The organism is Enterobacter sp. EC_50 (assembly GCF_019584525.1).
Taxonomy (GTDB): domain Bacteria; phylum Pseudomonadota; class Gammaproteobacteria; order Enterobacterales; family Enterobacteriaceae; genus Enterobacter; species Enterobacter roggenkampii.
This window is the reverse complement of record NZ_VDAF01000004.1, coordinates 1-24,727: the sequence shown is the minus strand read 5'-3', so window position 1 is coordinate 24,727 and position 24,727 is coordinate 1. Positions and strand designations below refer to the sequence as shown.

The 24,727-nt window shown below is 51.2% G+C and carries 42 protein-coding genes and 1 pseudogene; 37 read left to right on the top strand and 6 right to left on the bottom strand.

The genetic code is table 11. The annotated features are described in order from the left end of the window. Nucleotides 1-269 precede the first annotated feature (269 nt). The 31 genes from rpsJ to FHC48_RS04565 all read left to right on the top strand — a co-directional run bounded on the left by rpsJ (nt 270) and on the right by FHC48_RS04565 (nt 15,099). Nucleotides 270-581 (top strand): 30S ribosomal protein S10, encoded by a 312-nt coding sequence (rpsJ, locus tag FHC48_RS04715; protein ID WP_001181005.1) that lies wholly within the window; start codon nt 270-272, stop codon nt 579-581. 32 nt (nt 582-613) lie between these two features. After that, nucleotides 614-1,243 (top strand): 50S ribosomal protein L3, encoded by a 630-nt coding sequence (gene rplC, locus FHC48_RS04710; protein WP_003863274.1) that lies wholly within the window; start codon nt 614-616, stop codon nt 1,241-1,243. Nucleotides 1,244-1,253: 10 nt separating this feature from the next. Beyond that, the gene (gene rplD / locus FHC48_RS04705) at nt 1,254-1,859 is read left to right on the top strand and encodes a 50S ribosomal protein L4 (protein WP_000424395.1); all 606 of its coding nucleotides are present in this window, start codon (nt 1,254-1,256) and stop codon (nt 1,857-1,859) included. Beyond that, on the top strand, nt 1,856-2,158 hold the full coding sequence (gene rplW / locus FHC48_RS04700) for a 50S ribosomal protein L23 (RefSeq protein WP_000617546.1): 303 nt from the start codon (nt 1,856-1,858) through the stop codon (nt 2,156-2,158). Before rplD ends, rplW begins: the two co-directional genes overlap by 4 nt. Nucleotides 2,159-2,175: 17 nt before the next feature. Continuing rightward, a complete protein-coding gene (gene rplB / locus FHC48_RS04695; RefSeq protein WP_008457150.1) occupies nt 2,176-2,997 on the top strand; it encodes a 50S ribosomal protein L2 in 822 nt (273 codons plus the stop codon). A 16-nt stretch (nt 2,998-3,013) separates the two neighbouring features. Next, nucleotides 3,014-3,292, top strand: a complete 279-nt coding sequence (gene rpsS / locus FHC48_RS04690) for a 30S ribosomal protein S19 (RefSeq protein ID WP_001138117.1) — start codon at nt 3,014-3,016, stop codon at nt 3,290-3,292. 14 nt (nt 3,293-3,306) lie between these two features. Then, a complete protein-coding gene (rplV, locus tag FHC48_RS04685) occupies nt 3,307-3,639 on the top strand; it encodes a 50S ribosomal protein L22 (protein ID WP_002919773.1) in 333 nt (110 codons plus the stop codon). A 17-nt stretch (nt 3,640-3,656) separates the two neighbouring features. Continuing rightward, nucleotides 3,657-4,358: a 30S ribosomal protein S3 gene (gene rpsC / locus FHC48_RS04680; RefSeq protein ID WP_000529945.1), complete on the top strand. Its 702-nt coding sequence runs from the start codon at nt 3,657-3,659 to the stop codon at nt 4,356-4,358. 12 nt (nt 4,359-4,370) lie between these two features. Then, nucleotides 4,371-4,781, top strand: a complete 411-nt coding sequence (rplP, locus tag FHC48_RS04675) for a 50S ribosomal protein L16 (protein ID WP_002919759.1) — start codon at nt 4,371-4,373, stop codon at nt 4,779-4,781. Next, complete coding sequence (gene rpmC / locus FHC48_RS04670) at nt 4,781-4,972, top strand: 50S ribosomal protein L29 (protein ID WP_003863282.1); 192 nt, start codon at nt 4,781-4,783, stop codon at nt 4,970-4,972. The genes rplP and rpmC overlap by 1 nt, the downstream gene beginning before the upstream one ends. Continuing rightward, nucleotides 4,972-5,226 (top strand): 30S ribosomal protein S17, encoded by a 255-nt coding sequence (rpsQ, locus tag FHC48_RS04665; protein ID WP_008503489.1) that lies wholly within the window; start codon nt 4,972-4,974, stop codon nt 5,224-5,226. Before rpmC ends, rpsQ begins: the two co-directional genes overlap by 1 nt. A 166-nt stretch (nt 5,227-5,392) precedes the next feature. Beyond that, nucleotides 5,393-5,764: a 50S ribosomal protein L14 gene (gene rplN / locus FHC48_RS04660; RefSeq protein WP_002919748.1), complete on the top strand. Its 372-nt coding sequence runs from the start codon at nt 5,393-5,395 to the stop codon at nt 5,762-5,764. Between the two features lie 10 nt (nt 5,765-5,774). Continuing rightward, nucleotides 5,775-6,089: a 50S ribosomal protein L24 gene (rplX, locus tag FHC48_RS04655; protein WP_003863287.1), complete on the top strand. Its 315-nt coding sequence runs from the start codon at nt 5,775-5,777 to the stop codon at nt 6,087-6,089. Nucleotides 6,090-6,103: 14 nt separating this feature from the next. Next, a complete protein-coding gene (gene rplE, locus FHC48_RS04650; protein ID WP_001096202.1) occupies nt 6,104-6,643 on the top strand; it encodes a 50S ribosomal protein L5 in 540 nt (179 codons plus the stop codon). 14 nt (nt 6,644-6,657) lie between these two features. Continuing rightward, nucleotides 6,658-6,963 carry a 30S ribosomal protein S14 gene (gene rpsN / locus FHC48_RS04645; protein WP_003863291.1) on the top strand — a complete coding sequence of 102 codons (306 nt, stop codon included), beginning with the start codon at nt 6,658-6,660 and terminating at the stop codon, nt 6,961-6,963. Between the two features lie 30 nt (nt 6,964-6,993). Then, a complete protein-coding gene (rpsH, locus tag FHC48_RS04640; protein WP_006178918.1) occupies nt 6,994-7,386 on the top strand; it encodes a 30S ribosomal protein S8 in 393 nt (130 codons plus the stop codon). Between the two features lie 12 nt (nt 7,387-7,398). Next, nucleotides 7,399-7,932: a 50S ribosomal protein L6 gene (gene rplF, locus FHC48_RS04635; protein ID WP_003863296.1), complete on the top strand. Its 534-nt coding sequence runs from the start codon at nt 7,399-7,401 to the stop codon at nt 7,930-7,932. Between the two features lie 9 nt (nt 7,933-7,941). Beyond that, a complete protein-coding gene (gene rplR, locus FHC48_RS04630) occupies nt 7,942-8,295 on the top strand; it encodes a 50S ribosomal protein L18 (protein WP_003863297.1) in 354 nt (117 codons plus the stop codon). Between the two features lie 14 nt (nt 8,296-8,309). Continuing rightward, nucleotides 8,310-8,810: a 30S ribosomal protein S5 gene (rpsE, locus tag FHC48_RS04625; protein WP_003863299.1), complete on the top strand. Its 501-nt coding sequence runs from the start codon at nt 8,310-8,312 to the stop codon at nt 8,808-8,810. A gap of 6 nt (nt 8,811-8,816) precedes the next feature. Then, on the top strand, nt 8,817-8,996 hold the full coding sequence (gene rpmD, locus FHC48_RS04620) for a 50S ribosomal protein L30 (RefSeq protein ID WP_003863301.1): 180 nt from the start codon (nt 8,817-8,819) through the stop codon (nt 8,994-8,996). A 3-nt stretch (nt 8,997-8,999) separates the two neighbouring features. Beyond that, on the top strand, nt 9,000-9,434 hold the full coding sequence (rplO, locus tag FHC48_RS04615) for a 50S ribosomal protein L15 (RefSeq protein WP_003863304.1): 435 nt from the start codon (nt 9,000-9,002) through the stop codon (nt 9,432-9,434). A 7-nt stretch (nt 9,435-9,441) separates the two neighbouring features. Further along, nucleotides 9,442-10,773 carry a preprotein translocase subunit SecY gene (gene secY, locus FHC48_RS04610; protein ID WP_003863305.1) on the top strand — a complete coding sequence of 444 codons (1,332 nt, stop codon included), beginning with the start codon at nt 9,442-9,444 and terminating at the stop codon, nt 10,771-10,773. A 31-nt stretch (nt 10,774-10,804) separates the two neighbouring features. After that, entirely contained in the window at nt 10,805-10,921 is a 117-nt protein-coding gene (rpmJ, locus tag FHC48_RS04605) for a 50S ribosomal protein L36 (RefSeq protein WP_000868187.1), read from the top strand. 146 nt (nt 10,922-11,067) lie between these two features. Beyond that, the gene (rpsM, locus tag FHC48_RS04600) at nt 11,068-11,424 is read left to right on the top strand and encodes a 30S ribosomal protein S13 (protein WP_008503488.1); all 357 of its coding nucleotides are present in this window, start codon (nt 11,068-11,070) and stop codon (nt 11,422-11,424) included. A 16-nt stretch (nt 11,425-11,440) separates the two neighbouring features. Continuing rightward, on the top strand, nt 11,441-11,830 hold the full coding sequence (gene rpsK / locus FHC48_RS04595) for a 30S ribosomal protein S11 (RefSeq protein WP_003863312.1): 390 nt from the start codon (nt 11,441-11,443) through the stop codon (nt 11,828-11,830). Between the two features lie 32 nt (nt 11,831-11,862). Beyond that, nucleotides 11,863-12,483, top strand: coding sequence for a 30S ribosomal protein S4 (gene rpsD / locus FHC48_RS04590; RefSeq protein ID WP_004868345.1), 621 nt, complete (start codon nt 11,863-11,865; stop codon nt 12,481-12,483). A 25-nt stretch (nt 12,484-12,508) separates the two neighbouring features. Continuing rightward, nucleotides 12,509-13,498, top strand: a complete 990-nt coding sequence (locus tag FHC48_RS04585) for a DNA-directed RNA polymerase subunit alpha (RefSeq protein WP_002919219.1) — start codon at nt 12,509-12,511, stop codon at nt 13,496-13,498. A 40-nt stretch (nt 13,499-13,538) separates the two neighbouring features. Then, entirely contained in the window at nt 13,539-13,922 is a 384-nt protein-coding gene (gene rplQ, locus FHC48_RS04580; protein WP_001216368.1) for a 50S ribosomal protein L17, read from the top strand. A gap of 107 nt (nt 13,923-14,029) precedes the next feature. Further along, entirely contained in the window at nt 14,030-14,398 is a 369-nt protein-coding gene (locus FHC48_RS04575; RefSeq protein ID WP_059365024.1) for a DUF1992 domain-containing protein, read from the top strand. 2 nt (nt 14,399-14,400) lie between these two features. Beyond that, nucleotides 14,401-14,826, top strand: a complete 426-nt coding sequence (zntR, locus tag FHC48_RS04570) for a Zn(2+)-responsive transcriptional regulator (protein WP_021242972.1) — start codon at nt 14,401-14,403, stop codon at nt 14,824-14,826. Nucleotides 14,827-14,883: 57 nt separating this feature from the next. Beyond that, a complete protein-coding gene (locus FHC48_RS04565; RefSeq protein ID WP_063618808.1) occupies nt 14,884-15,099 on the top strand; it encodes an alternative ribosome-rescue factor A in 216 nt (71 codons plus the stop codon). Here FHC48_RS04565 and mscL read toward each other — a convergent pair whose 3' ends face one another. From mscL to def, 5 genes are all read right to left on the bottom strand, one after another. Then, nucleotides 15,100-15,510 carry a large-conductance mechanosensitive channel protein MscL gene (mscL, locus tag FHC48_RS04560; RefSeq protein WP_008503483.1) on the bottom strand — a complete coding sequence of 137 codons (411 nt, stop codon included), beginning with the start codon at nt 15,508-15,510 and terminating at the stop codon, nt 15,100-15,102. Between the two features lie 146 nt (nt 15,511-15,656). Beyond that, the gene (gene trkA, locus FHC48_RS04555; protein WP_008503482.1) at nt 15,657-17,033 is read right to left on the bottom strand and encodes a Trk system potassium transporter TrkA; all 1,377 of its coding nucleotides are present in this window, start codon (nt 17,031-17,033) and stop codon (nt 15,657-15,659) included. Between the two features lie 22 nt (nt 17,034-17,055). Next, the gene (rsmB, locus tag FHC48_RS04550; RefSeq protein WP_220418789.1) at nt 17,056-18,342 is read right to left on the bottom strand and encodes a 16S rRNA (cytosine(967)-C(5))-methyltransferase RsmB; all 1,287 of its coding nucleotides are present in this window, start codon (nt 18,340-18,342) and stop codon (nt 17,056-17,058) included. A 52-nt stretch (nt 18,343-18,394) separates the two neighbouring features. After that, entirely contained in the window at nt 18,395-19,342 is a 948-nt protein-coding gene (fmt, locus tag FHC48_RS04545) for a methionyl-tRNA formyltransferase (RefSeq protein ID WP_045337348.1), read from the bottom strand. Nucleotides 19,343-19,367: 25 nt separating this feature from the next. After that, nucleotides 19,368-19,877, bottom strand: coding sequence for a peptide deformylase (gene def / locus FHC48_RS04540; RefSeq protein ID WP_008503479.1), 510 nt, complete (start codon nt 19,875-19,877; stop codon nt 19,368-19,370). 127 nt (nt 19,878-20,004) lie between these two features. Here def and dprA point away from each other — a divergent pair. The 6 genes and pseudogenes from dprA to FHC48_RS04510 all read left to right on the top strand — a co-directional run bounded on the left by dprA (nt 20,005) and on the right by FHC48_RS04510 (nt 23,788). Further along, nucleotides 20,005-21,129, top strand: a pseudogene (gene dprA, locus FHC48_RS04535) (DNA-protecting protein DprA). After that, nucleotides 21,101-21,574 carry a DUF494 family protein Smg gene (smg, locus tag FHC48_RS04530; protein WP_008503477.1) on the top strand — a complete coding sequence of 158 codons (474 nt, stop codon included), beginning with the start codon at nt 21,101-21,103 and terminating at the stop codon, nt 21,572-21,574. The pseudogene dprA and the gene smg overlap by 29 nt, the downstream one beginning before the upstream one ends. A gap of 26 nt (nt 21,575-21,600) precedes the next feature. Continuing rightward, nucleotides 21,601-22,155 (top strand): type I DNA topoisomerase, encoded by a 555-nt coding sequence (locus FHC48_RS04525; RefSeq protein WP_023294698.1) that lies wholly within the window; start codon nt 21,601-21,603, stop codon nt 22,153-22,155. Next, nucleotides 22,148-22,720 (top strand): L-threonylcarbamoyladenylate synthase type 1 TsaC, encoded by a 573-nt coding sequence (gene tsaC, locus FHC48_RS04520; RefSeq protein ID WP_059365020.1) that lies wholly within the window; start codon nt 22,148-22,150, stop codon nt 22,718-22,720. Before FHC48_RS04525 ends, tsaC begins: the two co-directional genes overlap by 8 nt. A gap of 4 nt (nt 22,721-22,724) precedes the next feature. After that, nucleotides 22,725-23,543 carry a shikimate dehydrogenase gene (gene aroE / locus FHC48_RS04515; protein WP_023345008.1) on the top strand — a complete coding sequence of 273 codons (819 nt, stop codon included), beginning with the start codon at nt 22,725-22,727 and terminating at the stop codon, nt 23,541-23,543. Further along, nucleotides 23,540-23,788, top strand: coding sequence for a DUF1488 domain-containing protein (locus FHC48_RS04510; RefSeq protein WP_023345007.1), 249 nt, complete (start codon nt 23,540-23,542; stop codon nt 23,786-23,788). The genes aroE and FHC48_RS04510 overlap by 4 nt, the downstream gene beginning before the upstream one ends. On the opposite strand, the gene FHC48_RS04505 is transcribed toward FHC48_RS04510, so the two are convergent. Further along, the gene (locus FHC48_RS04505; protein WP_008503472.1) at nt 23,764-24,318 is read right to left on the bottom strand and encodes a gamma carbonic anhydrase family protein; all 555 of its coding nucleotides are present in this window, start codon (nt 24,316-24,318) and stop codon (nt 23,764-23,766) included. The two genes, FHC48_RS04510 and FHC48_RS04505, sit on opposite strands and share 25 nt — an antisense overlap. Between the last annotated feature and the right edge of the window lie 409 nt (nt 24,319-24,727).

The following is a 24,727-nucleotide window of genomic DNA, read 5'->3' as shown; positions in this document are numbered from 1 at the left end:
CATTGCATGAAACGTTGCGCGCTCTTACGCACCCTGCGACATTGGCGCTTAATTTCTAAACGGCACTTGCGTCTTGCCCAGATTTACGTATAATGCGCGGGCTTGTCGTAATTGACGGCGGGTTCAATCAGAACCAGAGTAGCTCATTTTGTTACTCAACAATGCTCCCAATTGGGGAGCTACGTAAGAACGGTTACACTCTCCCATCAATCGTAATGGGTTTGAGGAGTAATCATTTTCGTTTATAAAATAATTGGAGCTCTGGTCTCATGCAGAACCAAAGAATCCGTATCCGCCTTAAAGCGTTTGATCATCGTCTGATCGATCAATCAACCGCGGAAATCGTCGAGACTGCTAAGCGCACTGGTGCGCAAGTCCGTGGTCCGATCCCGCTGCCGACCCGCAAAGAGCGCTTCACCGTTCTGATCTCTCCGCACGTTAACAAAGACGCGCGCGATCAGTACGAAATCCGCACTCACAAGCGTCTGGTTGACATCGTTGAGCCAACTGAGAAAACCGTTGATGCTCTGATGCGTCTGGATCTGGCTGCCGGTGTAGACGTGCAGATCAGCCTGGGTTAATCAGGTCATCGAGCGATTGAGAGGTTGAAACAATGATTGGTTTAGTCGGTAAAAAAGTGGGTATGACCCGCATCTTCACTGAAGATGGCGTTTCTATCCCAGTAACCGTAATCGAAGTTGAAGCAAACCGCGTTACTCAGGTTAAAGATCTGGCTAACGATGGCTACCGCGCTATTCAGGTTACCACTGGTGCTAAAAAAGCTAACCGTGTAACCAAACCAGAAGCGGGTCACTTCGCTAAAGCTGGCGTAGAAGCTGGCCGTGGTCTGTGGGAATTCCGTCTTGCTGAAGGCGAAGAGTTCACCGTAGGTCAGGACATTAGCGTTGAGCTGTTTGCTGACGTTAAAAAAGTTGACGTAACCGGTACCTCTAAAGGTAAAGGTTTTGCTGGTACCGTTAAGCGCTGGAACTTCCGTACCCAGGACGCTACCCACGGTAACTCCTTGTCTCACCGCGTTCCGGGTTCTATCGGTCAGAACCAGACTCCGGGCAAAGTGTTCAAAGGCAAGAAAATGGCAGGTCAGCTGGGTAACGAACGTGTAACCGTTCAGAGCCTGGACGTAGTACGTGTTGACGCTGAGCGCAACCTGCTGCTGGTTAAAGGTGCGGTCCCGGGTGCAACCGGTAGCGACCTGATCGTTAAACCAGCTGTGAAGGCGTAAGGGGATAGCAATGGAATTAGTATTGAAAGACGCGCAGAGCGCGCTGACTGTTTCCGAAACTACCTTCGGTCGTGATTTCAACGAAGCGCTGGTTCACCAGGTTGTTGTTGCTTATGCAGCTGGTGCTCGTCAGGGTACTCGTGCTCAGAAGACTCGTGCTGAAGTAACTGGTTCTGGCAAAAAGCCATGGCGCCAGAAAGGTACCGGCCGTGCGCGTTCAGGTTCTATCAAGAGCCCGATCTGGCGTTCAGGTGGCGTGACCTTCGCTGCGCGTCCACAGGACCACAGTCAAAAAGTTAACAAAAAGATGTACCGCGGCGCGCTGAAAAGCATCCTGTCCGAACTGGTACGTCAGGATCGTCTGATCGTTGTCGAGAAGTTCTCTGTTGAAGCGCCTAAAACTAAGCTGCTGGCACAGAAACTGAAAGACATGGCTCTGGAAGATGTGCTGATCATCACCGGTGAGCTGGACGAGAACCTGTTCCTGGCCGCACGTAACCTGCACAAGGTTGACGTACGCGATGCGACTGGTATCGACCCGGTTAGCCTGATCGCCTTCGACAAAGTCGTAATGACTGCTGATGCTGTTAAGCAAGTTGAGGAGATGCTGGCATGATTCGTGAAGAACGTCTGCTGAAGGTGCTTCGCGCACCGCACGTTTCTGAAAAAGCGTCTACTGCGATGGAAAAAACAAACACCATCGTTCTCAAAGTTGCTAAAGACGCGACCAAAGCAGAGATCAAAGCTGCTGTGCAGAAACTGTTTGAAGTCGAAGTCGAAGTCGTTAACACCCTGGTAGTTAAAGGGAAAGTTAAACGTCACGGACAGCGTATCGGTCGTCGTAGCGACTGGAAAAAAGCTTACGTCACCCTGAAAGAAGGCCAGAATCTGGACTTCGTTGGCGGCGCTGAGTAAGTCGGAGGAGTAATACAATGGCAGTTGTTAAATGTAAACCGACATCTCCGGGTCGTCGCCACGTAGTTAAAGTGGTTAACCCTGAGCTGCACAAGGGCAAACCTTTTGCTCCGTTGCTGGAAAAAAACAGCAAATCCGGTGGTCGTAACAACAATGGCCGTATCACCACTCGTCACATCGGTGGTGGCCACAAGCAGGCTTATCGTATTGTTGACTTCAAACGCAACAAAGACGGTATCCCAGCAGTTGTTGAACGTCTTGAGTACGATCCGAACCGTTCCGCGAACATCGCGCTGGTTCTGTACAAAGACGGCGAACGCCGTTACATCCTGGCCCCTAAAGGCCTGAAAGCTGGCGACCAGATTCAGTCTGGCGTTGATGCTGCAATCAAAGCAGGCAACACCCTGCCGATGCGCAATATCCCGGTTGGTTCTACCGTTCATAACGTAGAAATGAAACCAGGTAAAGGCGGTCAGCTGGCGCGTTCCGCGGGTACTTACGTTCAGATCGTTGCGCGTGATGGTGCTTATGTCACCCTGCGTCTGCGTTCTGGTGAAATGCGTAAAGTCGAAGCAGACTGCCGCGCTACTCTGGGCGAAGTTGGCAATGCTGAGCATATGCTGCGCGTTCTGGGTAAAGCAGGTGCTGCACGCTGGCGTGGTGTTCGTCCTACCGTTCGCGGTACTGCGATGAACCCAGTCGACCACCCACATGGTGGTGGTGAAGGTCGTAACTTTGGTAAGCACCCGGTATCTCCGTGGGGCGTTCAGACCAAAGGTAAGAAGACCCGCAGCAACAAGCGTACTGATAAATTTATCGTACGTCGCCGTAGCAAATAATTTTAGAGGATAAGCCATGCCACGTTCTCTCAAGAAAGGTCCTTTTATTGACCTGCACTTGCTGAAGAAGGTAGAGAAAGCGGTGGAAAGCGGAGACAAGAAGCCCCTGCGCACTTGGTCCCGTCGTTCAACGATCTTTCCTAACATGATCGGTTTGACCATCGCTGTCCATAATGGTCGTCAGCACGTTCCAGTCTTTGTTACCGACGAAATGGTTGGTCACAAACTGGGTGAATTCGCACCGACTCGTACTTATCGCGGCCACGCTGCTGATAAAAAAGCGAAGAAGAAATAAGGTAGGAGGAAGAGATGGAAACTTTAGCTCAACATCGCCATGCTCGTTCTTCTGCACAGAAGGTTCGCCTTGTTGCTGACCTGATTCGCGGTAAGAAAGTGTCGCAGGCCCTGGACATCCTGACCTATACCAACAAGAAAGCTGCGGTATTGGTCAAGAAAGTACTGGAATCTGCCATTGCTAACGCTGAACACAACGATGGCGCTGACATCGACGATCTGAAAGTCGCGAAAATTTTCGTAGATGAAGGCCCAAGCATGAAGCGCATTATGCCGCGTGCGAAAGGTCGTGCAGATCGCATCCTGAAGCGCACCAGCCACATTACTGTGGTTGTGTCCGATCGCTGAGACTCTGGAGACTAGCAATGGGTCAGAAAGTACATCCTAATGGTATTCGCCTGGGTATTGTAAAACCATGGAACTCTACCTGGTTTGCGAACACCAAAGAATTCGCTGACAACCTGGACAGCGATTTTAAAGTACGTCAGTACCTGACTAAGGAACTGGCTAAAGCGTCTGTATCTCGTATCGTTATCGAGCGTCCAGCGAAGAGCATCCGTGTGACTATTCACACTGCTCGTCCTGGCATCGTTATCGGTAAGAAAGGCGAAGACGTAGAAAAACTGCGCAAGGTCGTAGCGGATATCGCTGGCGTTCCTGCACAGATCAATATCGCTGAAGTTCGTAAGCCTGAACTGGACGCTAAATTGGTTGCTGACAGCATCACTTCACAGCTGGAACGTCGTGTTATGTTCCGTCGTGCTATGAAGCGTGCTGTACAGAACGCAATGCGTCTGGGCGCTAAAGGTATCAAAGTTGAAGTTAGCGGCCGTCTGGGCGGCGCGGAAATCGCACGTACCGAATGGTACCGTGAAGGTCGCGTACCGCTGCACACTCTGCGTGCTGACATCGACTACAACACCTCTGAAGCGCACACCACTTACGGTGTAATCGGCGTTAAGGTATGGATCTTCAAAGGTGAGATCCTGGGTGGTATGGCTGCTGTTGAACAACCGGAAAAACCGGCTGCTCAACCTAAAAAGCAGCAGCGTAAAGGCCGTAAATAAGGAGCGTCGCTGATGTTACAACCAAAGCGTACAAAATTCCGTAAAGTGCACAAAGGCCGCAACCGTGGTCTGGCGCAGGGTACGGATGTTAGCTTCGGCACTTTCGGTCTGAAAGCTGTTGGCCGTGGTCGTCTGACTGCACGTCAGATCGAAGCAGCACGTCGTGCAATGACCCGTGCAGTTAAGCGTCAAGGTAAGATCTGGATCCGTGTATTCCCGGACAAACCGATCACCGAGAAGCCGCTGGAAGTTCGTATGGGTAAAGGTAAAGGTAACGTGGAGTACTGGGTTGCCTTGATCCAACCGGGCAAAGTCCTGTATGAAATGGACGGTGTTCCGGAAGAGCTGGCCCGTGAAGCCTTCGGCCTGGCAGCAGCGAAACTGCCTATCAAAACCACCTTTGTAACTAAGACGGTGATGTAATGAAAGCAAAAGAGCTGCGTGAAAAAAGCGTTGAAGAGCTGAACGCTGAGCTGCTGAACCTGCTGCGTGAGCAGTTCAACCTGCGTATGCAGGCTGCAAGTGGCCAGCTGCAACAGACTCACCTGCTGAAGCAAGTGCGTCGCAATGTTGCACGCGTTAAGACTTTACTGACTCAGAAGGCGGGTGCGTAATGACCGATAAAATCCGTACTCTGCAAGGTCGTGTTGTTAGCGACAAAATGGAGAAATCCATTGTAGTAGCTATCGAACGTATTGTGAAACACCCGATCTACGGTAAATTCATCAAGCGTACGACCAAACTGCACGTACATGACGAGAACAACGAATGTGGTATCGGCGACAAGGTTGAAATCCGTGAATGCCGTCCACTGTCCAAGACTAAGTCCTGGACGCTGGTTCGCGTTGTAGAGAAAGCGGTTCTGTAATACAGTACGCCTTCTCAATACGAATAAACGGCTCAGCGATGAGCCGTTTATTTTTTCTACCCATATTGCAGAAGCGGTGTTATAATGCCGCGCCCTCGATATGGGGCTTTTTAACGGCTCTGATTTTAGAGTCTCAGGTAGTAGTTGACATTAGCGGAGCACTAAAATGATCCAAGAACAGACTATGCTGAACGTCGCCGACAACTCCGGTGCACGTCGCGTAATGTGTATCAAGGTTCTGGGTGGCTCGCACCGTCGCTACGCAGGCGTAGGCGACATCATCAAGATCACCATCAAAGAAGCAATTCCACGTGGTAAGGTCAAAAAAGGTGATGTGCTGAAGGCGGTAGTGGTGCGCACCAAGAAGGGTGTTCGTCGCCCTGACGGTTCTGTCATTCGCTTCGATGGTAATGCATGCGTTATTTTAAACAATAACAGCGAGCAGCCTATCGGCACGCGTATCTTTGGGCCGGTAACTCGTGAACTTCGTACTGAGAAGTTCATGAAAATTATCTCTCTGGCACCAGAAGTACTCTAAGGAGCGAATCATGGCAGCGAAAATCCGTCGTGATGACGAAGTTATCGTGTTAACCGGTAAAGATAAAGGTAAACGCGGTAAAGTAAAAAATGTTCTGTCTTCCGGCAAACTTGTCGTTGAAGGTATCAACCTGGTTAAGAAACATCAGAAGCCGGTTCCGGCCCTGAACCAACCAGGTGGCATCGTTGAAAAAGAAGCTGCTATTCAGGTTTCTAACGTTGCAATCTTCAATGCGGCTACCGGCAAGGCTGACCGTGTAGGCTTTAGATTCGAAGACGGTAAAAAAGTCCGTTTCTTCAAGTCTAACAGCGAAACTATCAAGTAATTTGGAGTAGTACGATGGCGAAACTGCATGATTACTACAAAGACGAAGTAGTTAAGAAACTCATGACCGAGTTTAACTACAATTCTGTCATGCAAGTCCCTCGGGTCGAGAAGATCACCCTGAACATGGGTGTTGGTGAAGCGATCGCTGACAAGAAACTGCTGGATAACGCAGCAGCTGACCTGACAGCAATCTCCGGTCAAAAACCGCTGATCACCAAAGCACGCAAATCTGTTGCAGGCTTCAAAATCCGTCAGGGCTATCCGATCGGCTGTAAAGTAACTCTGCGTGGCGAACGCATGTGGGAGTTCTTTGAGCGCCTGATCACTATTGCTGTTCCACGTATCCGTGACTTCCGTGGCTTGTCCGCTAAGTCTTTCGACGGTCGTGGTAACTACAGCATGGGTGTCCGTGAGCAGATCATCTTCCCAGAAATCGACTACGATAAAGTCGACCGCGTGCGTGGTTTGGATATTACCATTACCACTACTGCGAAATCTGACGAAGAAGGCCGTGCTCTGCTGGCTGCCTTTGACTTCCCGTTCCGCAAGTAAGGTAGGGTTACTGAATGGCTAAGCAATCAATGAAAGCACGCGAAGTAAAGCGCGTAGCTTTAGCTGATAAATTCTTCGCTAAACGCGCTGAACTGAAAGCGATCATTTCTGATGTGAACGCTTCCGACGAAGATCGTTGGAATGCGGTTCTCAAGCTGCAGTCTCTGCCGCGTGATTCCAGCCCGTCTCGTCAGCGTAACCGCTGTCGTCAAACAGGTCGTCCACATGGTTATGTGGGCAAGTTTGGGTTGAGCCGTATCAAACTGCGTGAAGCCGCCATGCGCGGTGAAGTGCCAGGCTTGAAAAAGGCTAGCTGGTAATTACCAATTGAATCACGGGAGTAAAGACAGATGAGCATGCAAGATCCGATCGCGGATATGCTGACCCGTATCCGTAACGGTCAGGCCGCGAACAAAGTTGCGGTCACCATGCCTTCCGCCAAGCTGAAAGTGGCAATTGCCAACGTGCTGAAGGAAGAAGGTTTTATCGAAGATTTTAAAGTTGAAGGCGACACCAAGCCGGAACTGGAACTTACTCTCAAGTATTTCCAGGGTAAAGCTGTTGTAGAAAGCATTCAGCGTGTCAGCCGCCCAGGCCTGCGCATCTATAAGAAAAAAGATGAGCTGCCAAAAGTTATGGCTGGTCTTGGTATCGCAGTTGTTTCTACCTCTAAAGGTGTTATGACTGATCGTGCAGCGCGCCAGGCTGGTCTTGGTGGCGAAATTATCTGCTACGTAGCCTAATCGGAGGAAAGAATGTCTCGTGTTGCTAAAGCACCGGTCGTTATTCCTGCCGGCGTTGATGTAAAAATCGACGGTCAGGTTATTACGATCAAAGGTAAAAACGGCGAGCTGACTCGTACCCTCAACAAAGCTGTTGAAGTTAAACATGCAGATAACGCTCTGACCTTCGGTCCACGTGATGGTTTCGTGGATGGTTGGGCTCAGGCTGGTACCGCGCGTGCCCTGCTGAACTCAATGGTTGTTGGTGTTACCGAAGGCTTCACTAAAAAGCTTCAGCTGGTTGGTGTAGGTTATCGTGCAGCTATCAAAGGGAATGCAGTAGGCCTGTCTCTGGGCTTCTCACACCCTGTTGAGCATCCGCTGCCGGCCGGTATCACTGCAGAATGCCCGACTCAGACTGAAATCGTGCTGAAAGGCGCTGATAAACAGCTGATCGGTCAGGTTGCAGCAGATCTGCGCGCCTACCGTCGTCCTGAGCCTTACAAAGGCAAGGGTGTTCGTTACGCCGACGAAGTCGTGCGTACCAAAGAGGCTAAGAAGAAGTAAGGTAACACTATGGATAAGAAATCTGCTCGTATCCGTCGTGCGACCCGCGCACGCCGCAAGCTCAAAGAGCTGGGTGCAACTCGCCTGGTGGTACATCGTACCCCGCGTCATATTTACGCACAGGTAATTGCACCGAACGGTTCTGAAGTTCTGGTAGCTGCTTCTACTGTAGAAAAAGCTATCTCAGAACAATTGAAGTACACCGGTAACAAAGACGCCGCTGCAGCTGTAGGTAAAGCTGTTGCTGAACGCGCTCTGGAAAAAGGCATCAGCAATGTTTCCTTTGACCGTTCCGGGTTCCAATATCATGGTCGTGTCCAGGCACTGGCAGATGCTGCCCGTGAAGCTGGCCTTCAGTTCTAAGGTAGAGGTGTAAGATGGCTCACATCGAAAAACAGGCTGGCGAACTGCAGGAAAAGCTGATCGCGGTAAACCGCGTATCTAAAACCGTTAAAGGTGGTCGTATTTTCTCCTTCACAGCTCTGACTGTAGTAGGCGATGGTAACGGTCGCGTTGGTTTTGGTTACGGTAAAGCGCGTGAAGTTCCAGCAGCGATCCAGAAAGCGATGGAAAAAGCCCGTCGCAACATGATTAACGTCGCGCTGAACAACGGTACCCTGCAGCACCCAGTTAAAGGTGTTCACACGGGTTCTCGTGTATTCATGCAGCCAGCTTCAGAAGGTACCGGTATCATCGCCGGTGGTGCAATGCGCGCCGTTCTGGAAGTTGCTGGGGTTCATAACGTTCTGGCTAAAGCATATGGTTCCACCAACCCGATCAACGTGGTTCGTGCAACTATTGATGGCCTGGAAAATATGAATTCTCCAGAAATGGTCGCTGCCAAGCGTGGTAAATCCGTTGAAGAAATTCTGGGGTAATTGACCATGGCAAAGACTATTAAAATCACTCAAACCCGCAGTGCAATCGGTCGTCTGCCGAAACACAAGGCAACGCTGCTTGGCCTGGGTCTGCGTCGTATTGGTCATACCGTTGAGCGCGAGGATACTCCTGCTGTTCGTGGTATGGTCAACGCGGTTTACTTCATGGTTAAAGTTGAGGAGTAAGAGATGCGTTTAAATACTCTGTCTCCGGCCGAAGGCTCTAAAAAGGCGGGTAAACGCCTGGGTCGTGGTATCGGTTCTGGCCTCGGCAAAACCGGTGGTCGTGGTCACAAAGGTCAGAACTCTCGTTCTGGCGGTGGCGTACGTCGCGGTTTCGAGGGTGGCCAGATGCCACTGTACCGTCGTCTGCCGAAGTTCGGCTTCACCTCTCGCAAAGCAGCGATCACGGCGGAAATCCGTCTGTCTGACCTGGCGAAAGTTGAAGGCGGCGTTGTAGACCTGAACACGCTGAAAGCAGCAAACATTATCGGTATCCAGATCGAGTTCGCGAAAGTGATCCTGGCTGGTGAAGTTTCTACTCCGGTAACTGTTCGTGGCCTGCGTGTTACTAAAGGTGCTCGTGCTGCTATCGAAGCTGCTGGCGGTAAAATTGAGGAATAAGTAGCAGATGGCTAAGCAACCGGGATTAGATTTTCAAAGTGCCAAAGGTGGATTTGGCGAGCTGAAACGCAGACTGCTGTTTGTTATCGGCGCGCTGATTGTGTTCCGTATTGGCTCTTTTATTCCGATCCCTGGTATCGATGCCGCTGTACTTGCCAAACTGCTTGAGCAACAGCGAGGCACCATCATTGAAATGTTCAACATGTTCTCTGGTGGTGCTCTCAGCCGTGCTTCTATCTTCGCACTGGGTATTATGCCGTACATTTCGGCATCGATTATTATCCAGCTGCTGACGGTCGTTCATCCGGCCCTGGCAGAGTTGAAGAAAGAAGGGGAGTCTGGACGTCGTAAGATTAGTCAGTACACCCGTTACGGTACTCTGGTGCTGGCTATATTCCAGTCGATCGGTATTGCTACCGGTCTGCCGAATATGCCTGGTATGCAGGGCCTGGTGTTAAACCCGGGCTTTGCATTCTACTTCACCGCTGTTGTAAGTCTGGTCACAGGGACAATGTTCCTGATGTGGCTCGGCGAACAGATTACTGAGCGTGGTATCGGTAACGGTATCTCAATCATTATCTTCGCCGGTATTGTTGCGGGCCTCCCGCCAGCCATCGCCCACACTATCGAGCAAGCGCGTCAAGGCGACCTGCACTTCCTCCTGTTGCTGTTGGTTGCAGTATTAGTATTTGCAGTGACGTTCTTTGTTGTCTTCGTTGAACGTGGTCAACGCCGCATTGTGGTGAACTACGCTAAGCGTCAGCAAGGTCGTCGTGTCTATGCTGCACAGAGCACACATTTACCGCTGAAAGTGAACATGGCGGGGGTTATCCCGGCTATCTTCGCTTCCAGTATTATTCTGTTCCCGGCAACCATCGCGTCATGGTTCGGGGGCGGTACTGGTTGGAACTGGCTGACAACAATTTCGCTGTATTTGCAGCCTGGGCAACCACTTTATGTGTTACTCTATGCGTCTGCGATCATCTTCTTCTGTTTCTTCTACACGGCGTTGGTCTTCAACCCGCGTGAAACAGCAGATAACCTGAAGAAGTCCGGTGCATTTGTACCAGGAATTCGTCCGGGAGAGCAAACGGCGAAGTATATCGATAAAGTAATGACCCGCCTGACTTTGGTTGGTGCGCTCTATATTACTTTTATCTGCCTGATCCCGGAGTTCATGCGTGATGCAATGAAAGTACCGTTCTACTTCGGTGGGACCTCACTGCTTATCGTTGTTGTCGTGATTATGGACTTTATGGCTCAAGTGCAAACTCTGATGATGTCCAGTCAGTATGAGTCTGCATTGAAGAAGGCGAACCTGAAAGGCTACGGCCGCTAATTGGTCGCCTGAGAAGTTACGGAGAGTAAAAATGAAAGTTCGTGCTTCCGTCAAGAAATTATGCCGTAACTGCAAAATCGTTAAGCGTGATGGTGTCATCCGTGTGATTTGCAGTGCCGAGCCGAAGCATAAACAGCGCCAAGGCTGATTATTTCGCATATTTTTCTTGCAAAGTTGGGTTGAGCTGGCTAGATTAGCCAGCCAATCTTTTGTATGTCTGTACGTTTCCATTTGAGTATCCTGAAAACGGGCTTTTCAGCATGGTGCGTACATATTAAATAGTAGGAGTGCATAGTGGCCCGTATAGCAGGCATTAACATTCCTGATCAGAAACATGCTGTGATCGCATTAACTTCGATCTACGGCATCGGCAAGACCCGTTCTAAAGCCATTCTGGCTGCAGCGGGTATCGCTGAAGATGTTAAGATCAGTGAGCTGTCTGAAGAACAAATCGACACGCTGCGTGACGAAGTTGCCAAATTTGTCGTTGAAGGTGATCTGCGCCGTGAAATCAGCATGAGCATCAAGCGCCTGATGGATCTTGGTTGCTATCGCGGTTTGCGTCATCGTCGTGGTCTGCCAGTGCGCGGTCAGCGTACTAAGACCAACGCACGTACCCGTAAGGGTCCGCGCAAACCGATCAAGAAATAATCGGGGTGATTGAATAATGGCAAAGGCACCAGTTCGTGCACGTAAACGTGTAAGAAAACAAGTCTCTGACGGCGTGGCTCATATCCATGCTTCTTTCAACAACACCATCGTTACTATTACTGATCGTCAGGGTAACGCATTGGGTTGGGCAACAGCCGGTGGTTCCGGTTTCCGTGGTTCTCGCAAATCCACTCCGTTCGCAGCTCAGGTTGCAGCAGAGCGTTGCGCAGAAGCCGTAAAAGAATACGGCATCAAGAATCTGGAAGTTATGGTTAAAGGTCCGGGTCCGGGTCGTGAATCTACTGTTCGCGCTCTGAACGCCGCTGGTTTCCGCATCACTAATATTACTGATGTGACTCCGATCCCTCATAACGGTTGTCGTCCGCCGAAAAAACGTCGCGTATAACGCTCGTTTTTTAGGTTAGTTGGAGATAGAAAATGGCAAGATATTTGGGTCCTAAGCTCAAGCTGAGCCGTCGTGAGGGCACCGACTTATTCCTTAAGTCTGGCGTTCGCGCGATCGATACCAAGTGTAAAATTGAACAAGCTCCTGGCCAGCACGGTGCGCGTAAACCGCGTCTGTCTGACTATGGTGTGCAGTTGCGTGAAAAGCAAAAAGTTCGCCGTATGTACGGTGTGCTGGAGCGTCAGTTCCGTAACTACTATAAAGAAGCAGCACGTCTGAAAGGCAACACAGGTGAAAACCTGCTGGCTCTGCTGGAAGGTCGTCTGGACAACGTTGTATACCGTATGGGCTTCGGCGCTACTCGTGCTGAATCACGTCAGCTGGTTAGCCACAAAGCAATCATGGTAAACGGTCGTGTTGTTAACATCGCTTCTTATCAGGTTAAAGCGAATGACGTTGTTAGCATTCGTGAGAAAGCGAAAAAGCAATCTCGCGTGAAGGCCGCTCTGGAGCTGGCTGAGCAGCGTGAAAAGCCAACCTGGCTGGAAGTTGATGCTGGCAAGATGGAAGGTACGTTCAAGCGTCAGCCAGAACGTTCTGATCTGTCTGCGGACATTAACGAACACCTGATCGTCGAGCTTTACTCCAAGTAAAGCTTAGTACCAAAGAGAGGACACAATGCAGGGTTCTGTGACAGAGTTTCTAAAACCGCGCCTGGTAGATATCGAGCAAGTGAGTTCGACGCACGCCAAGGTGACCCTTGAGCCTTTAGAGCGTGGCTTTGGCCATACTCTGGGTAACGCACTGCGCCGTATTCTGCTCTCATCGATGCCGGGTTGCGCGGTGACCGAGGTTGAGATTGATGGTGTACTTCATGAGTACAGCACCAAAGAAGGCGTTCAGGAAGATATCCTTGAAATCCTGCTCAACCTGAAAGGGCTGGCGGTGAGAGTTCAGGGTAAAGATGAAGTTATTCTTACTCTGAATAAATCTGGCATTGGCCCTGTGACTGCAGCCGACATCACCCACGACGGTGATGTTGAAATCGTCAAGCCGCAGCACGTGATCTGCCACCTGACCGATGAGAACGCAGCTATTAGCATGCGTATCAAAGTTCAGCGCGGTCGTGGTTATGTGCCGGCTTCTGCCCGAATTCATTCGGAAGAAGATGAGCGCCCAATCGGCCGTCTGCTGGTCGACGCATGCTACAGCCCTGTAGAGCGTATTGCCTACAATGTTGAAGCAGCGCGTGTAGAACAGCGTACCGACCTGGACAAGCTGGTCATCGAAATGGAAACCAACGGCACAATCGATCCTGAAGAGGCGATTCGTCGTGCGGCAACCATCCTGGCAGAACAACTGGAAGCTTTCGTTGACTTACGTGATGTTCGTCAGCCGGAAGTGAAAGAAGAGAAACCAGAATTCGATCCGATCCTGCTGCGCCCTGTTGACGATCTCGAATTGACTGTCCGCTCTGCTAACTGCCTCAAGGCAGAAGCTATCCACTATATCGGTGATCTGGTACAGCGTACCGAGGTTGAGTTGCTGAAAACGCCGAACCTGGGTAAAAAATCTCTTACCGAGATTAAAGACGTGCTGGCTTCACGTGGTCTGTCTCTGGGCATGCGCCTGGAAAACTGGCCACCGGCAAGCATTGCTGACGAGTAACCGGATCACAGGTTAAGGTTTTACTGAGAAGGATAAGGTCATGCGCCATCGTAAGAGTGGTCGTCAACTGAACCGCAACAGCAGCCATCGCCAGGCTATGTTCCGCAACATGGCAGGTTCACTGGTTCGTCATGAGATCATCAAGACGACCCTGCCTAAAGCGAAAGAGCTGCGTCGCGTAGTTGAGCCGCTGATTACTCTTGCCAAGACTGACAGCGTTGCTAATCGTCGTCTGGCATTCGCCCGTACTCGTGATAACGAGATCGTGGCAAAACTGTTTAACGAACTGGGCCCGCGTTTCGCGAGCCGTGCCGGTGGTTACACTCGCATTCTGAAGTGTGGCTTCCGTGCAGGCGACAACGCGCCGATGGCTTACATCGAGCTGGTTGATCGTTCAGAGAAAGCAGAAGCTGCTGCAGAGTAATCTGCAGTAACGTAAAAAAACCCGCTCCGGCGGGTTTTTTTATATCCGCGATATCCCCACTTCTCTACAATATCTGTATCAATTCTGTTCATCCTCTGGAGCGGGTAATGTGGCTGCTTGACCAGTGGGCAGAACGCCATATTCGTGATGCCCAAAAAAAAGGTGAATTCGACGATCTTCCGGGACGCGGCGAACCCCTTATGCTTGACGATGACTCGCATATTGCGCCTGAATTACGCGCGGGATACCGTTTACTAAAGAATGCAGGCTGTCTCCCTCCTGAGCTCGAACAGCGCAGAGAGGCTGTTGAACTTGTCGATCTGCTAAAAGGGATCCGTCAGGACGATCCGCGACATTCTGAACTTAGCCGCCGTCTCGCCGTGCTTGAACTTAAACTGTGTCAGGCAGGAATGAACACTGATTTTCTGCACGGTGAATACGGTGAACGCTTGTTGCGGAAAATAAACGAGGAGTAGTTATGTACCGTATCGGTGAACTTGCGAAGCTCGCGAACGTCACACCGGATACCATCCGATATTACGAAAAGCAGCAGATGATCGATCATGAAGTTCGTACTGAAGGTGGTTTTCGACTTTATACCGATAACGATCTGCAGCGCCTGCGGTTTATTCGTTATGCGCGTCAGCTTGGTTTCACATTAGACTCGATCCGCGAGTTATTATCGATCCGCATCGATCCGGCACATCACACCTGTCAGGAGTCGAAAAGCATTGTGCAGGCCCGGTTGGATGAAGTTGAAGCACGCATTCAGGAATTGCAAACCATGCAGCGCTCTCTGCAAAGGCTGAATGATGCTTGTTGTGGCACGGCCCACAGCAGTATTTATTGTTCTATTCTGGAAGCCCTTGAACAGGGGGCCAGTGGGGAAACCGAGGACTGTTGATTTTTAGTCCAACCGGGTCTAGACTCCCGTCGACATAAACCATGCTCAGGAGAATTTATGAGCCGCTATCAGCACACGAAAGGACAGATTAAAGACAATGCCATTGAGGCACTACTTCATGACCCGCTATTCAGACAGCGCGTTGAGAAGAATAAAAAAGGGAAAGGAAGTTATCTGCGTAAAGACAAGCATGCAAAACGGGGTAACTGGGAGGCCAGTGGCAAACAAGCGAATCGCTTATTTACCACTGGCCTTCCTGCTTTCAGCTTCTGATTAAACGCGCTTGTTCTGCTCTTTTAACAGATCGCGAATCTCACTCAGCAGCACTTCTTCTTTTGTCGGTGCAGGCGCTGCTGCCGGCTCTTCTTTTTTACGGTTGAGTTTATTGATCAGCTTGATAGCCATAAAAATGGCAAACGCTACAATCACGAAATCAAATACGTTCTGAATAAATACACCGTAGTGCATCACGACTGCCGGCACATCACCCTGTGCTTCACGCAGCGTGAAAGCGAACTGTTTGAAATCAATGCCCCCGATCAGCAACCCTAAAGGTGGCATGATAATGTCGGCCACTAATGATGAAACAATCTTGCCGAATGCTGCACCAATAATGACACCCACTGCCAAATCCACCACGTTTCCGCGCATCGCAAATTCGCGAAATTCTTTAATAAAACTCATTTTGTTCTCCTTGTGCCAGCTGACGACTATAAGTTTAACAAATGATTAGCTAATTGCCATTCGTGATAATTAAACGTTATGCAAAATAAAAGGCACAGAAATGAGAAGGATAAAGAGCGGGTACCCCATTGAGAGCACCCGACACATTAAAGGAAGAATGGGCTTGGCTGGAATAAACGTTCGACGTCGGTAATAAACTTTTTATCGGTAAGGAACATAATAACGTGATCGCCTTGCTCAATGCGCAAATTATCATTGGCAATCATGACATCATTCCCGCGCACGACAGCACCAATAATGGTGCCCGGTGGCAGCTTAATTTCGTCTATCGAACGGCCCACGACGCGTGATGTAGTTTCATCTCCGTGCGCTACGGCTTCAATGGCTTCCGCTACCCCGCGACGAAGCGATGATACCCCAACAATATCCGCTTTACGCACATGGCTCAGTAACGCGGAAATTGTCGCCTGCTGCGGCGAAATGGCAATATCAATGACGCTGCCCTGAACCAGATCAACATAGGCTTTGCGCTGGATAAGCACCATGACCTTCTTTGCCCCCATACGTTTCGCGAGCATGGCGGACATTATATTCGCCTCGTCGTCGTTGGTAACGGCAATAAAAAGATCAACTTGATCAATATGCTCTTCAGCCAGCAACTCCTGATCTGACGCATCGCCATAAAATACGATCGTATTTTGCAGTTTTTCCGCCAGTTCAGCCGCTCGCTGCTGATCGCGTTCGATCAATTTTACGCTGTAATCTTTTTCCAGCCGGTGTGCCAGACCGGCACCAATATTGCCGCCGCCGACCAGCATAATGCGTTTATAGGGTTTTTCGAGACGCTGAAGTTCACTCATCACCGCACGAATATGCTGTGAAGCCGCAATAAAGAAGACTTCGTCCCCGGCTTCGACAATCGTAGAGCCCTGCGGGCGGATAGGTCTGTCGTGGCGGAAAATAGCCGCGACGCGCGTATCAATATGCGGCATATGCTCGCGCATGGTGGACAACGCGTTGCCAATCAACGGGCCGCCGTAATAGGCCTTAACGACGGCCAGGCTCACTTTACCTTCGGCAAAGTTCACCACCTGCAGGGCGCCCGGATATTCGATCAGACGGTAGATATTGTCGATCACCAGCTGTTCTGGCGCGATGAGATGGTCAATAGGAACTGCTTCTGAATTAAACAGTTTCTCAGCATCGCGGACATAGTCCGGAGAGCGGATGCGCGCGATTCGGTTTGGCGTGTTAAAAAGCGAGTAGGCCACCTGACAGGCCACCATATTGGTTTCGTCAGAACTGGTCACCGCAACCAGCATGTCGGCATCGTCAGCGCCCGCCTCACGAAGGACGCGGGGGTGCGAACCATGACCCTGCACAACGCGCAGGTCAAATTTGTCCTGCAAAACACGCAGGCGATCGCCGTTGGTATCCACTATGGTGATATCGTTGTTTTCGCCAACCAGGTTTTCCGCCAGCGTTCCACCAACCTGTCCTGCGCCCAGAATGATAATCTTCATCTCTCGTGACCTGTTCTCAACATCACTCTTTGATTAGCTTAGCGTAAAAGAAGCCATCACCCTCTTCTGCACCCGGCAGATTCTGCTGACCCGGGCATTCAGGCGTTCCCGTATCGTGCAGCGCCGCGTCCGGGGTTCGTTTAAGGAAGGCCGCGATTTGCTGACTGTTTTCTTCCGGCAGTACTGAACAGGTTGCATAGACCAGCGTGCCGCCGGGTTTGAGATATGGCCAGATGGCGTCGAGGATGTCGGATTGCAGTTGGGCAAGCTCACTAATATCACGATCGCGACGCAGCCACTTGATATCCGGATGACGACGAATCACACCGGTTGCAGAGCAGGGGGCATCCAGCAAAATGCGATCGAATTGTGTTTCGCCACACCATTCTGCGGGTTTGCGTCCATCGCCTTGCTTAACCTGTGCCTTCATGCCCAGGCGCTTGAGGTTGTCGTAGACGCGTGAAAGACGCTGCTCATCAACGTCCACTGCCATCACGTTGGCCTGCGGAGCCACTTCAAGAATATGCGTCGTTTTGCCCCCTGGTGCGGCGCAGAGATCGAGGATCTGCTCACCGTTTTGGGGTTCAAGCCAGGTCATGCAACCCTGAGCAGAGGCATCCTGTACCGTTACCCAACCCTCTTCAAAGCCGGGTAATGCATGTACCGGTGCAGGCGATGCTAAGCGCACGGCATCAGGGTATGCGTCATGGGTGAGGCCGCTCATTCCAGCTTCTTCAAGTAATGCCAGCCATGCGTCACGGGTGTGGTGATTACGATTCACGCGTAACCACATTGGTGGACGCTGATTGTTGGCATCGGCAATGTCTTGCCACTGCTGCGGATAAGCTTTTTTCAGGCGCTTCAACAGCCAGTCCGGATGCAGAAAGCGTGCTTCGGTTTGGGCAAATTCAGCCAGAAATTCTTCCTGCTGTCTCTGGAACTGACGCAATACGCCGTTGATCAGCCCTTTCAGCTGAGGACGTTTAATCGCAACGGCACCTTCCACCGTCTCTGCCAGCGCGGCATGAGGTGGGATGCGGGTATGAAGAAGCTGATAAAAACCCACCATAATTAAATAATGTACGGTGCGCTGCTTGCCCGTCATTGGGCGGGACATCAGCTTGTTAATCAACCACTCAAGCTGCGAGAGTGTGCGCAGGACGCCAAAGCAGAGCTCCTGAAGCAGGGCTTTATCTTTATCAGAGACTTTTTGCTGCAGGGGAGGCAGGACGTTGCTCAGTGACTGGCCCTGCTCGATAACCTGCTCGACGGCCTGGGCCGCCATGCTGCGTAGATTTTGTTTTTTCATAACCGTAAAAATAAAAATGCCCGGAAACACCGGGCCTTAAGAATAAATTTGCTCAGGCAAGGCGATTGCCAGGGATAAACCATTCGCGACGGGAATTTAGTAGATCCTGAGCACTCATGGCTTTCTTACCGGCCGGTTGGAGAGATTCAAGATTCAAAATCCCTTGCGCAGTCGCCACCTGGATGCCGTTCTTGCTGGCATCAATAATCGTACCGGGTTCCACCGTGGTAGCGCTGCTAATGACGGAGGCTTTCCAGACTTTTACTGGCTGCTCATCAATTTCCAACCAGCTCATCGGCCACGGATTAAAAGCGCGAATGCAACGTTCAAGTTGAGCGGCTGACAGGGACCAGTCGATCCGCGCTTCTTCTTTGCTCAGCTTTTCGGCGTAGGTTACCAGCGCGTCGTCCTGAACTTCTGGTTTTGCCGTATTGTCAGCAAGCTGCTGAAGCGTCTCGATGAGCCCTTGTGGGCCAAGCTCTGCCAGTTTGTCATACAGCGTGGCGCTGGTATCGTCTGACGTAATGGGGCAGGCCAGTTTATAGAGCATGTCGCCGGTGTCTAAACCTACGTCCATCTTCATGATGGTAACGCCCGTTTCGTCATCACCCGCCCACAGCGCGCGCTGGATAGGTGCTGCACCACGCCAGCGTGGGAGCAGGGACCCATGAACGTTGATGCAACCCAGGCGCGGCATATCGAGCACGGCTTTTGGCAAAATTAAACCGTAAGCCACCACCACCATTACGTCGGCATTCAGGTCAGCAACCAGCTGCTGATTTTCCTGCGGGCGCAGCGATGCGGGCTGGAAAACAGGAAGCCCATGCTCTTCTGCCAGCACCTTGACCGGGCTCGGCATCAGTTTTTTGCCGCGACCAGCAGGACGGTCCGGTTGGGTAAAGACGCCAACAACCTGGTGACCAGACGATAACAGCGCGTCAAGATGACGCGCTGCAAAATCAGGGGTTCCCGCGAAGATAATACGTAGTGATTTAGACACGATGATCCTTGTATCCGGTGGGACGTTATGCGCGAGAACGCAAACGATCCAGTTTCTCTACTTTCTGACGAATACGCTGCTGTTTCAGCGGCGAGAGATAATCGATAAACAGTTTACCGACCAGGTGATCCATCTCATGCTGAATACAAATCGCCAGCAGGTCATCTGCCTCCAGTTCGAACGGATTACCGTCACGATCCAGAGCGCGAATTTTCACTTTCTCAGCACGCGGCACTAACGCACGCTGTTCTGGAATAGACAGACAGCCTTCCTCAATACCGGTTTCGCCACTCTTTTCAAGCAGCTCTGGGTTGATCAGCACCAGACGGCCATCGCGATTCTCAGAAACGTCGATCACGATAATACGCTTGTGAATGTCCACCTGCGTCGCCGCCAGGCCAATGCCTTCTTCGGCGTACATGGTATCGAACATATCATCAACGATACGCTGGATTTCTGCATTCACTTCTTTAACCGGTTCAGCGACGATGCGAAGGCGCTCGTCCGGAATATGTAATACTTGCAAAACTGCCATAAATTTCCAGAGTCGTGTTCAGGAGTTGATAAGAATACTCCCTCTATTCTAGACAAATCCCCCATCGATTGACAGCATCAGTGACCAATCGCAATGATTGCGGAGACCGCTTATGGCAGGGGAAAGGATGACATCTACCGAGATTTGGCTACGGCTCATGCACACAGGTTCTTTGTGTAGTGATGTCATGGTGGAAGCGGCTGCACGACTGCAGAGGCAGGAAGGCATCGACACGCTTGTTCTGAGAAACGCTGGTTTGACAGCTAAGCAGGCTGAACGGTTCTTTGCGCTCAATGAGAGTGAGCTGGAGCGTAGCCTGATATGGCTTGAGCAGCCGGGTCATCATTAATTAACGGCCAACCATCCCCTTTATCCCCCTTTGCTCCGCACGATCCCTGATTATCCCGGAGCATTATTCATAAAAGGTAACCCCGAGACGCTTAATACCGTTCAGCTGGCGGTGGTAGGCAGTCGTGCGCCGTCATGGTACGGCGAGCGGTGGGGGAAAATCCTGTGCGAACAACTTTCACAAAGTGGTTTCACGATCACCAGCGGGCTGGCCTGTGGTATTGACGGCGTTGCCCACAGCGCGGCGCTGTCAGTAAAAGGACGAAGTGTCGCGGTGCTGGGGAACGGTCTTTTTAGCATTTACCCACGCCGGCATCAGGCATTGGCGATGCGGCTTATTGAGTCTGATGGCGCGATAGTGTCTGAGTTTCCGCTTTCCGCGCAGCCCCGACCGGCAAACTTTCCGCGTCGTAATCGCATCATCAGCGGCCTTAGCAAAGGCGTGCTGGTGGTCGAAGCCGCGCGGCGAAGCGGTTCGCTGGTCACGGCACGGTGTGCGCTCGAACAGGGACGAGAAGTCTTCGCTTTGCCCGGCCCGATAGGTAATCCGGGATGCGAGGGACCGCACTGGCTGATTAAGCAGGGGGCAACACCGGTAACGGAAGTCGGGGACATTCTTGAAAATTTGCAATATGGGCTGCAATGGCTGCAGGAAGATCCCGAAAAGCGACAATATTCATCAGATCAGGGAAAGGTGGCATTGCCATTTCCCAAGCTCCTGGCTAACGTAGGAGATGAGGTAACACCTGTTGACGTTGTCGCTGAACGTGCCGGCCAACCTGTGCCAGTAACGGTAGCACAGCTACTCGAACTGGAGTTAGCAGGGTGGATCGCAGCTGTACCCGGCGGCTATGTCCGATTAAGGAGGGCATGCCATGTTCGACGTACTGATGTATTTGTTTGAGACTTACATCCATAACGAAGCAGAAATGCGAGTGGATCAGGACAAGTTGACACAGGATCTTACCGATGCGGGATTTGAGCGGGAAGATATCTACAATGCGTTGATGTGGCTGGAAAAACTGGCTGATTATCAGGAAGGCCTTGCCGAACCGATGCAGCTTGCTTCTGACCCATTGTCAGTACGCATTTATACCGCTGAAGAGTGTGAACGGCTGGACGCCAGCTGCCGGGGATTCATTTTATTCCTTGAGCAGATTCAGGTGCTAAACCTCGAAACGAGAGAAATGGTGATAGAGCGCGTCATGGCGCTGGATACCGCAGAATTTGAACTGGAAGATCTCAAATGGGTGATCCTGATGGTTCTGTTTAATATCCCGGGCTGTGAAAATGCCTATCAGCAAATGGAAGAATTACTCTTTGAAGTGAATGAAGGTATGCTGCACTAATTCAATGTGCAGCACCAAGAGTTGTTATGGCCAAATCAGCACTGTTCACGGTGCATAAAAACGAGCCCTGCCCGCAGTGCGGGGCTGAACTTGTTATTCGGTCCGGGAAACACGGCCCGTTTCTCGGTTGTTCTCACTATCCGGAATGCGATTATGTTCGTCCTCTGAAAAGCCAGGCGGATGGACATATCGTTAAAATTCTGGAGGGTCAGCTTTGTCCTCTCTGCGGTGGCGAACTCGCGCTACGTCAGGGGCGTTTCGGCATGTTTATTGGATGTAGCCGCTACCCGGAATGTGAGCATACGGAACAAATTGATAAGCCTGATGAAACGGCAATTGCCTGCCCTCAGTGTCAGCGAGGTCAGCTGGTACAGCGCCGCTCCCGTTATGGTAAGACTTTCCATTCGTGCGATCGCTACCCTGAATGCCAGTTCGTTATCAATTTTAAGCCGGTAGCGGGAATCTGCCCTCATTGCAATTATCCGCTACTGATAGAGAAGAAAACCGCGCAAGGCATGAAACGCTTCTGCGCCAGTAAACAATGTGGAAAGCCGGTTACGGCGGATCAAAATAGTGAATAATAACCTGCCATCAGGCTCCATTGCGCATGCAGTGGACGTACTGAAAAATGAAGAAGTCATCGCCTATCCAACTGAAGCTGTTTTTGGGGTCGGTTGCGATCCTGACAGCGAAACGGCTGTGAGCCGTCTGCTTACTCTTAAACAAAGACCCGTCGAGAAAGGGCTGATTTTGATCGCTGCGAATTACGCGCAGCTTAAACCCTATATCGATGATTCTATGCTGACACCGGCACAGCGCGAGACAATCTTCTCCGCATGGCCTGGACCAGTAACCTTTGTCTTCCCGGCTCAGCCTACAACGCCGCGCTGGTTAACCGGACGCTTTGACTCCCTTGCCGTTCGCGTCACTGACCATCCGCTGGTGGTGGAGCTGTGCCTGGCATTTGGTAAACCACTGGTCTCAACCAGCGCCAACCTGACCGGGCAGCCGCCTTGTCGGACAACTGAAGAAGTGCTGGCGCAGTTCGGGAATGACTTCCCTGTCGCTGTTGGTGAAACGGGAGGGCGCCTGAATCCGTCTGAGATTCGCGACGCTTTGACCGGCGAACGTTTTCGCCAGGGGTAATCTCATGGAAACCTATGCTGTTTTTGGTAATCCGATTGCACACAGCAAGTCACCGTGGATTCATCAGCAATTCGCGGAGCAGCTGCAGATAGATCATCCCTATGGGCGCGTACTGGCGCCAGTGGATGCCTTTATCCCAACGCTGGAGGCCTTTTTCGCAGCGGGGGGCAAAGGCGCGAATGTGACGGTCCCGTTTAAAGAAGAAGCATTCGAACGTGCAGATGAGCTGACCGAGCGCGCTTCACTTGCAGGTGCAGTCAATACTCTAAAACGGCTTGAGGATGGACGCCTTCTGGGTGACAACACCGACGGGATTGGTTTACTCAGCGATCTGGAAAGACTCTCCTTTATCAAACCCGGATTCCGGGTTCTGCTGATTGGCGCGGGTGGTGCATCGAGGGGCGTTCTGTTGCCTCTGCTTTCCCTGGACTGTTCAGTGACCATTACTAACAGAACCTTTTCCCGGGCAGAAGCGCTGGCGGCGTTGTTTGCGCATACCGGCAGCGTGAGCGCGGTAGCGCTTGACGATCTTGCTGAACGTGAGTTCGATCTTGTCATTAATGCCACATCCAGCGGCATCAGTGGCGAGATCCCGGCGATCCCCGCTTCGCTGGTCAGTGCACATATGTACTTCTATGACATGTTCTATCAGAAAGGTAAGACGCCTTTCCTGAATTGGTGTGAACAACACGGCGCGAAACAGTTAGCCGATGGGCTGGGAATGCTGGTGGGGCAGGCTGCGCATGCGGTACTGCTCTGGCACGGAGTGTTGCCTGCTGTCGAGCCGGTCATTGAAAAGCTAAAGCAGGAGCTTTCGGCGTGAATCAGGCTATTCATTTCCCGGACAGAGAGAGCTGGGATGAGCATAAGCAAGCGGTCTGTTTTCCTGTGCTGGTGCAGGGTATGCAGCTTACCTGTGCCATCCATGGAGAAACGCTGTTGCATCGTTTTGGCGGCACAGACCCGCTAGCGGTATTTTGCGAAAATCGCTGGGATCTGGAAGAGGAAGCCAGCGATTTAATCCGCGAACAGCAGGAAGACGATCAGGGCTGGGTTTGGCTATCCTGATCCAAATAGTCATTCTTCCATTTTACGTAGTTGTTCGCCGAGTATTTTAATCCTTCGATCTCTGCCTCCTTAAGGGGGCGGATCTGTTTTACCGGGCTTCCCAGATAGAGATAGCCGCTCTCCAGCCGTTTGTTCTGCGGGACCAGGCTACCGGCGCCAATCATCACGTCATCTTCTACTATGACGCCATCCAGTAAAATCGACCCCATGCCAACAAGTACGCGATTTCCGACAGTGCAGCCGTGAAGCATGACTTTATGGCCGACGGTAACATCTTCTCCAATAATGAGGGGATTGCCTTCCGGGTTATAGGACGATTTGTGCGTGACGTGCAGAACGCTACCGTCCTGAATATTGGTTCGCGCGCCAATAGACACATAGTTAACGTCTCCCCTGATGGCAACGAGTGGCCAGATACTAACGTCATCGGCCAGTCGGACATCACCAATGACCACACTACTGGCGTCGATCATCACGCGATCGCCTTGTTTGGGGAACAGATCTTTATAAGGACGTAATACTGCAGACATAACTACCTCTGAGAATGAGCGCTATACAGAAGACTTTGATCGTATTCGTCGATCGAGGCAAGGCAAAATACGTCAATATTTAAGCAGATCGGGCGGGATTTCAGCGAAAAGCGCGGAAAATCAGCAGTCGGAAAAAAAGATCTAAAAAATACTTGTGCTAAAAATTGGGATCCCTATAATGCGCCTCCATCGACACGGCGGATGTGAATCACTTCACAGACAACACGGTCGGTTGAAGAGAAAAAATCCTGAAATAACGGGTTGACTCTGAAAGAGGAAGGCGTAATATACGCCACCTCGCAACGGTGAGCGAAAGCCGCGTTGCACTGCTCTTTAACAATTTATCAGACAATCTGTGTGGGCACTCAAAGTGACATGGATTCTTAACGTCCTCGGACGAAAAATGAAT

Excerpts from the sequence above, each read along its gene's own strand:
- rpsD (WP_004868345.1), top strand. The coding sequence starts at position 11,863 with ATGGCAAGATATTTGGGTCCTAAGCTCAAGCTGAGCCGTCGTGAGGGC.
- rplR (WP_003863297.1), top strand. The coding sequence starts at position 7,942 with ATGGATAAGAAATCTGCTCGTATCCGTCGTGCGACCCGCGCACGCCGC.
- rplX (WP_003863287.1), top strand. The coding sequence starts at position 5,775 with ATGGCAGCGAAAATCCGTCGTGATGACGAAGTTATCGTGTTAACCGGT.
- rpmJ (WP_000868187.1), top strand. The coding sequence starts at position 10,805 with ATGAAAGTTCGTGCTTCCGTCAAGAAATTATGCCGTAACTGCAAAATC.
- rpsQ (WP_008503489.1), top strand. The coding sequence starts at position 4,972 with ATGACCGATAAAATCCGTACTCTGCAAGGTCGTGTTGTTAGCGACAAA.
- trkA (WP_008503482.1), bottom strand. The coding sequence starts at position 17,033 with ATGAAGATTATCATTCTGGGCGCAGGACAGGTTGGTGGAACGCTGGCG.
- mscL (WP_008503483.1), bottom strand. The coding sequence starts at position 15,510 with ATGAGTTTTATTAAAGAATTTCGCGAATTTGCGATGCGCGGAAACGTG.
- rpsC (WP_000529945.1), top strand. The coding sequence starts at position 3,657 with ATGGGTCAGAAAGTACATCCTAATGGTATTCGCCTGGGTATTGTAAAA.
- smg (WP_008503477.1), top strand. The coding sequence starts at position 21,101 with ATGTTCGACGTACTGATGTATTTGTTTGAGACTTACATCCATAACGAA.
- rsmB (WP_220418789.1), bottom strand. The coding sequence starts at position 18,342 with ATGAAAAAACAAAATCTACGCAGCATGGCGGCCCAGGCCGTCGAGCAG.
- rpmD (WP_003863301.1), top strand. The coding sequence starts at position 8,817 with ATGGCAAAGACTATTAAAATCACTCAAACCCGCAGTGCAATCGGTCGT.
- secY (WP_003863305.1), top strand. The coding sequence starts at position 9,442 with ATGGCTAAGCAACCGGGATTAGATTTTCAAAGTGCCAAAGGTGGATTT.
- rpsN (WP_003863291.1), top strand. The coding sequence starts at position 6,658 with ATGGCTAAGCAATCAATGAAAGCACGCGAAGTAAAGCGCGTAGCTTTA.
- rpsH (WP_006178918.1), top strand. The coding sequence starts at position 6,994 with ATGAGCATGCAAGATCCGATCGCGGATATGCTGACCCGTATCCGTAAC.
- zntR (WP_021242972.1), top strand. The coding sequence starts at position 14,401 with ATGTACCGTATCGGTGAACTTGCGAAGCTCGCGAACGTCACACCGGAT.
- rpsK (WP_003863312.1), top strand. The coding sequence starts at position 11,441 with ATGGCAAAGGCACCAGTTCGTGCACGTAAACGTGTAAGAAAACAAGTC.
- FHC48_RS04575 (WP_059365024.1), top strand. The coding sequence starts at position 14,030 with ATGTGGCTGCTTGACCAGTGGGCAGAACGCCATATTCGTGATGCCCAA.
- rpmC (WP_003863282.1), top strand. The coding sequence starts at position 4,781 with ATGAAAGCAAAAGAGCTGCGTGAAAAAAGCGTTGAAGAGCTGAACGCT.
- rplN (WP_002919748.1), top strand. The coding sequence starts at position 5,393 with ATGATCCAAGAACAGACTATGCTGAACGTCGCCGACAACTCCGGTGCA.
- FHC48_RS04585 (WP_002919219.1), top strand. The coding sequence starts at position 12,509 with ATGCAGGGTTCTGTGACAGAGTTTCTAAAACCGCGCCTGGTAGATATC.
- aroE (WP_023345008.1), top strand. The coding sequence starts at position 22,725 with ATGGAAACCTATGCTGTTTTTGGTAATCCGATTGCACACAGCAAGTCA.
- rplB (WP_008457150.1), top strand. The coding sequence starts at position 2,176 with ATGGCAGTTGTTAAATGTAAACCGACATCTCCGGGTCGTCGCCACGTA.
- rplF (WP_003863296.1), top strand. The coding sequence starts at position 7,399 with ATGTCTCGTGTTGCTAAAGCACCGGTCGTTATTCCTGCCGGCGTTGAT.
- rplW (WP_000617546.1), top strand. The coding sequence starts at position 1,856 with ATGATTCGTGAAGAACGTCTGCTGAAGGTGCTTCGCGCACCGCACGTT.
- rplD (WP_000424395.1), top strand. The coding sequence starts at position 1,254 with ATGGAATTAGTATTGAAAGACGCGCAGAGCGCGCTGACTGTTTCCGAA.
- FHC48_RS04565 (WP_063618808.1), top strand. The coding sequence starts at position 14,884 with ATGAGCCGCTATCAGCACACGAAAGGACAGATTAAAGACAATGCCATT.
- rplQ (WP_001216368.1), top strand. The coding sequence starts at position 13,539 with ATGCGCCATCGTAAGAGTGGTCGTCAACTGAACCGCAACAGCAGCCAT.
- rplO (WP_003863304.1), top strand. The coding sequence starts at position 9,000 with ATGCGTTTAAATACTCTGTCTCCGGCCGAAGGCTCTAAAAAGGCGGGT.
- def (WP_008503479.1), bottom strand. The coding sequence starts at position 19,877 with ATGGCAGTTTTGCAAGTATTACATATTCCGGACGAGCGCCTTCGCATC.
- rpsS (WP_001138117.1), top strand. The coding sequence starts at position 3,014 with ATGCCACGTTCTCTCAAGAAAGGTCCTTTTATTGACCTGCACTTGCTG.
- rplE (WP_001096202.1), top strand. The coding sequence starts at position 6,104 with ATGGCGAAACTGCATGATTACTACAAAGACGAAGTAGTTAAGAAACTC.
- rplC (WP_003863274.1), top strand. The coding sequence starts at position 614 with ATGATTGGTTTAGTCGGTAAAAAAGTGGGTATGACCCGCATCTTCACT.
- rpsE (WP_003863299.1), top strand. The coding sequence starts at position 8,310 with ATGGCTCACATCGAAAAACAGGCTGGCGAACTGCAGGAAAAGCTGATC.
- rplP (WP_002919759.1), top strand. The coding sequence starts at position 4,371 with ATGTTACAACCAAAGCGTACAAAATTCCGTAAAGTGCACAAAGGCCGC.
- FHC48_RS04525 (WP_023294698.1), top strand. The coding sequence starts at position 21,601 with ATGGCCAAATCAGCACTGTTCACGGTGCATAAAAACGAGCCCTGCCCG.
- rplV (WP_002919773.1), top strand. The coding sequence starts at position 3,307 with ATGGAAACTTTAGCTCAACATCGCCATGCTCGTTCTTCTGCACAGAAG.
- rpsJ (WP_001181005.1), top strand. The coding sequence starts at position 270 with ATGCAGAACCAAAGAATCCGTATCCGCCTTAAAGCGTTTGATCATCGT.
- FHC48_RS04505 (WP_008503472.1), bottom strand. The coding sequence starts at position 24,318 with ATGTCTGCAGTATTACGTCCTTATAAAGATCTGTTCCCCAAACAAGGC.